A 4,320-nucleotide genomic window follows, 5' to 3' on the forward strand; every position below is an offset into this window, starting at 1 on the left:
TGGTTGCTCACCTGATTGAATTTGCCACTAACCACTACATTCTTGTCGGTATCTTCGTCGTACTGCTGGCTCTGCTGCTGGCGCACACGATGCAGGGCGGCGGTAAAAGCCTGAGCACCGGTGAGCTGACCGCGCTGGTCAACAAAGATGCGGGCGTGGTGGTAGACATTCGTACAGCCAAGGATTTCGCCGCCGGCCACATCGTTGGCGCGGTGAACATTCCCCAGGACAAACTGGCCGCACGCGTCGCCGAGCTGGAAAAACACAAGGCCAAGACCATCATTCTGGTCGACGCCCTGGGCCAGACCGCCGGCACCCACGCCCGCGAACTAATGAAATCCGGCTTCACCGCCGCCAAGCTGTCCGGCGGGATCTCCAGCTGGAAAGGCGACAACCTGCCGCTGGTGAAGTGATATGAGCGAAGTCATCGTCTACTCCAGCGATTACTGCCCTTACTGCTCGCGAGCCAAGTACCTGCTCGAGAACAAAGGCGTGGCCTTCAAAGAGATCAAGGTCGATGGCAAGCCGCAGGTGCGCGCCGAAATGGCCCAGAAAGCCGGACGCACGTCCGTGCCGCAGATCTGGATCGGCAGCAAGCACATCGGTGGTTGTGACGATTTGTATGCCCTGGAGCGCGCCGGCAAGCTCGACGCGCTGCTCAAGGCCTGAACGGCTGCACCCACGTACAGCAATCCCTAAAAGACCCAAGATCAGAAAGGATCTGAGATGACTGACCAACAGAACACTGCAGCCAGCGAAGAAGAAACCGCACCGCAATTCTCCTTGCAGCGCATCTACGTACGCGACTTGTCCTTCGAAGCCCCGAAAAGCCCGGCGATCTTTCGCCAGCAGTGGGACCCGGCTGTCGGCCTGGATCTGAACACCCGTCAGAAAGAACTGGAAGGCGATTTCTTCGAAGTCGTGCTGACCCTGTCCGTGACCGTGAAAAACGGTGACGAAGTGGCGTTCATCGCTGAAGTGCAACAGGCCGGTATCTTCCTGATCAAGAACCTGGACGCGGCTTCGATGAGCCACACCCTGGGTGCGTTCTGCCCGAACATCCTGTTCCCGTATGCTCGCGAAACCCTGGACAGCCTGGTGACCCGCGGTTCGTTCCCGGCGCTGATGCTGGCTCCGGTGAACTTCGACGCCTTGTACGCGCAAGAGCTGCAGCGCATGCAGGAAAGCGGCGACGCGCCAACCGTTCAATAAACGGTTTAGCTACACCCCTGTGGGAGCGAGCTTGCTCGCGAAAGCGGAGTATCAGGCGACATTGATGTCCTCTGATACGACGCCTTCGCGAGCAAGCTCGCTCCCACATTTGTTATGTGCGGTTATTTGAAGTCGTTCTGGCGCCACGCTTCGTACACGGCCACCGCCACGGTGTTGGACAGATTCAGGCTGCGGCAGCCTTCACGCATCGGCAGACGCAGGCGCTGTTCGGCCGGCAGGGCGTCGAGCACTTCCGGTGGCAGGCCTCGGCTTTCCGGGCCGAAGATGAACGCATCGCCCGGGACGAACGCGGCATCATGAAACGGCCGCGAACCCTTGGTGGTGAAGGCAAACAACCGTGGGTTGCCCAGACTCTCCAGGCAACTGGCGAGGTCGGCGTGGCGTTGCAGTGTGGCGTATTCGTGGTAATCGAGACCGGCCCGGCGCAAGCGCTTGTCGTCCATCTCGAAGCCCAGCGGTTCAATCAAATGCAGGTGGCAGCCGCTGTTGGCGCACAGCCTGATAACGTTGCCGGTATTCGGCGGAATTTCTGGTTGAAAAAGGATGACGTGAAACATGCACGGCTCCGAAGGTAAAGATGACGCGCATTCTACGCCGCAAGCGGACTCGCGTTCGAAACTATTCCCGCGGGTGATCGGTTCGCTGGCGATTGTCGGTTTGATGATCGGTTTGATGATCGGCCGCCTGACGACCCCTGACCCGAGCGTTCTGCAGCAGGTCGAGGTGATCGATGGTGGGCTGGTGGTGTGGTTCAACAACGAGCCCAAGCTGCATGGCGAGATCATCGACGGCACGGTGGCGTTGTTATTTCAGGCTGACGGGCGGGCGCAGAAGGGCCAGCTCAAGCTCAATGGCAAGGATGTGAATTGGCGTACGCGAATGAGTGACGGCGGATTGTTGCTGACGGTTCTGGCGGCGCGGCCGCTGCAGGGTGACTGGGCCGGCAGTGAGGTCGATGACCGCTGGCGGCTGGAGATCCATCTCCGTGAGTAATAAAAGCGGGAATCCCTGACCTGCCTGTATCAGGGTTCCCAAAAAGCTGGACTTCGCTCAAAGCGTCGGTCCGGTGTAAAGAGGGAACCCCCGGCCTGCCTGTACCAAGGATCCCAAAAGGGTGGGCTCGTCGCGATGCGGTGTGAGCCCGGTGTAAAGAGGGGAATCCCCGGCCTGCCTGTACCAAGGTCCCCGAAACGGGTGGTGAAACGAATCACCTGTAAGAGGTATTGCAGGGGGCGTGCCAGGTTTTAATTTTTTGAAACAAAACAGCTGTCGGAAACACGAAAGCCCCGGAGTACGGGGCTTTCGTGGTTTTGGAGTTAAAGCTTTTCAGTGGTTTCGATTTGGAAATTCAACCGCCGGGTATGCTCGATTGCGGGTCAAAGTGCATTACGGTGGTGCACGAAGTGAAAACCCTCACCCTAACCCTCTCCCGGAGGGAGAGGGGACTGACCGAGTTGTTCAACCGTGATACATCGCCCTGAAATTACGAGTCGGACTCAGGTCTTGAACAACATGAAGATCGGCTCCCTTCACCTCGCCCCCTTGGGGGAGAGGGCTGGGGTGAGGGGGAAGAGATCTTGAGTACACAGACGGGCTCAAGTGAACGAAGTGTTAACCCTCATCCCCTTCATCATCATCCCCTCCATCGACCTTCATCCCCAATTCCTTGATCTTGCGCGTCAGGGTATTACGCCCCCAGCCCAGCAGCACCGCTGCATCACGACGACGCCCGGCGGTATGTTTCAACGCCGTCTCGATCATGATTCGCTCAAACGCCGGCACAGCACTGTCGAGCAGGCTCGACTGGCCACGCGCCAATGCCTGATCGGCCCACTGACGTAGCGCTTGCTCCCAGTTGGTCACTGGCGCCGAATCCTGCGGCAGGTTGAGCAACTCTGGCGGCAAGTCGCTGATGTGCACTTCGCGCCCGGACGCCATGACCGTGATCCAGCGGCAGGTGTTTTCCAACTGACGCACGTTGCCGCCCCACGGCAGGTTTTTCAGGTATTCCTCGGTCTCGCTCTTCAACAGCTTCGGCTCGACCGCCAGCTCTTGCGCGGCGCGGCTGAGGAAGTGCCGGGCGAGGGTCGGGATGTCTTCGCGACGATCCGACAGACGCGGAATGTGGATGCGGATCACGTTGAGGCGGTGGAACAAGTCCTCACGGAATTTCCCGGCGTGCACCAGGGTTTCCAGATTCTGGTGAGTCGCGGCGATGATCCGCACGTCAACCTTGACCGGCACATGGCCGCCAACGCGATAGAACTCGCCATCGGCCAGCACCCGCAGCAAGCGAGTCTGGGTGTCTGCTGGCATGTCACCGATTTCATCGAGGAACAGCGTGCCGCCATCGGCCTGTTCGAATCGACCGCGACGCAGGTTGGCCGCGCCTGTGAACGCGCCTTTCTCATGGCCGAACAGCTCGGATTCCATCAGGTCCTTGGGAATCGCCGCCATGTTCAGCGCAATGAACGGCGAGGCTGCACGCGGGCTGTGACGGTGCAGGGCGTGGGCCACCAGTTCTTTGCCGGTACCGGATTCGCCGTTGATCAGCACGGTGATGTTGGAGTGACTCAAGCGGCCGATGGCGCGAAACACTTCCTGCATCGCCGGCGCTTCACCGATGATTTCCGGGGTGCGGGTCAGTGCTGGCACGACCTGCAAGCCTTGCTGTTCTTGCGCATGCTGATTGGCGCGCTTGACCAGCGAGACCGCCTCATCAACGTCGAATGGCTTCGGCAGGTACTCGAACGCACCGCCCTGATAGGAGGCGACAGCGCTGTCCAGATCGGAGTGAGCGGTCATGATGATGACCGGCAGCCGTGGGTGCTGCTCGCGAATCCGCGCCAACAGGTCCAGACCGCTGGCGCCCGGCATGCGGATGTCGGAGATGATCACGTCCGGCTGTTGACGGGCCAGGCGACTCATCACGCCATCGGCGCTGTCGAAGCTCTGGGTGGTCATGCCTTCCTGTTGCAAGGCTTTTTCCAGAACCCAACGGATAGAACGGTAGTGATAGATGTTAATCTCGTTTTGTATTGTTATATTGTGTTTGTGGGTGTTTTTTTCTGTGGTAGAATTATCTTT

Annotated in this window: 6 protein-coding genes; 4 read left to right on the forward strand and 2 right to left on the reverse strand. The window is 59.3% G+C overall.

The window, feature by feature from the left end:
- The 3 genes from ACIQVE_RS26220 to secB all read left to right on the forward strand — a co-directional run.
- Window positions 1–413: rhodanese-like domain-containing protein (locus ACIQVE_RS26220; protein ID WP_402814109.1), on the forward strand; the 413-nt coding region annotated here is incomplete at its 5' end.
- A gap of 1 nt (window position 414) precedes the next feature.
- Window positions 415–669, forward strand: a complete 255-nt coding sequence (grxC, locus tag ACIQVE_RS26225) for a glutaredoxin 3 (RefSeq protein WP_008080561.1) — start codon at window positions 415–417, stop codon at window positions 667–669.
- Between the two features lie 57 nt (window positions 670–726).
- A complete protein-coding gene (secB, locus tag ACIQVE_RS26230) occupies window positions 727–1,212 on the forward strand; it encodes a protein-export chaperone SecB (RefSeq protein ID WP_402814112.1) in 486 nt (161 codons plus the stop codon).
- Window positions 1,213–1,334: 122 nt separating this feature from the next.
- On the opposite strand, the gene ACIQVE_RS26235 is transcribed toward secB, so the two are convergent.
- Window positions 1,335–1,790, reverse strand: coding sequence for a tRNA (cytidine(34)-2'-O)-methyltransferase (locus ACIQVE_RS26235; RefSeq protein WP_003220777.1), 456 nt, complete (start codon window positions 1,788–1,790; stop codon window positions 1,335–1,337).
- On the opposite strand from ACIQVE_RS26235, the gene ACIQVE_RS26240 reads away from it, so the two are divergent.
- Window positions 1,789–2,226, forward strand: coding sequence for a hypothetical protein (locus ACIQVE_RS26240; RefSeq protein WP_402814115.1), 438 nt, complete (start codon window positions 1,789–1,791; stop codon window positions 2,224–2,226). The genes ACIQVE_RS26235 and ACIQVE_RS26240 overlap by 2 nt on opposite strands.
- A 618-nt stretch (window positions 2,227–2,844) precedes the next feature.
- Here the strand turns inward: ACIQVE_RS26240 and ntrC are convergent.
- Window positions 2,845–4,278 carry a nitrogen regulation protein NR(I) gene (gene ntrC, locus ACIQVE_RS26245; RefSeq protein WP_402814130.1) on the reverse strand — a complete coding sequence of 478 codons (1,434 nt, stop codon included), beginning with the start codon at window positions 4,276–4,278 and terminating at the stop codon, window positions 2,845–2,847.
- Window positions 4,279–4,320: the final 42 nt, after the last annotated feature.

The sequence above is a fragment of the Pseudomonas sp. NPDC098747 genome, assembly GCF_044760045.1.
Classification (GTDB): domain Bacteria; phylum Pseudomonadota; class Gammaproteobacteria; order Pseudomonadales; family Pseudomonadaceae; genus Aquipseudomonas.

Bases quoted from the DNA above. Each gene is read 5' to 3' on its own strand.
- grxC (WP_008080561.1), top strand. From the start codon at position 415: ATGAGCGAAGTCATCGTCTACTCCAGCGATTACTGCCCTTACTGCTCG.
- ACIQVE_RS26235 (WP_003220777.1), bottom strand. From the start codon at position 1,790: ATGTTTCACGTCATCCTTTTTCAACCAGAAATTCCGCCGAATACCGGC.
- secB (WP_402814112.1), top strand. From the start codon at position 727: ATGACTGACCAACAGAACACTGCAGCCAGCGAAGAAGAAACCGCACCG.
- ACIQVE_RS26240 (WP_402814115.1), top strand. From the start codon at position 1,789: ATGCACGGCTCCGAAGGTAAAGATGACGCGCATTCTACGCCGCAAGCG.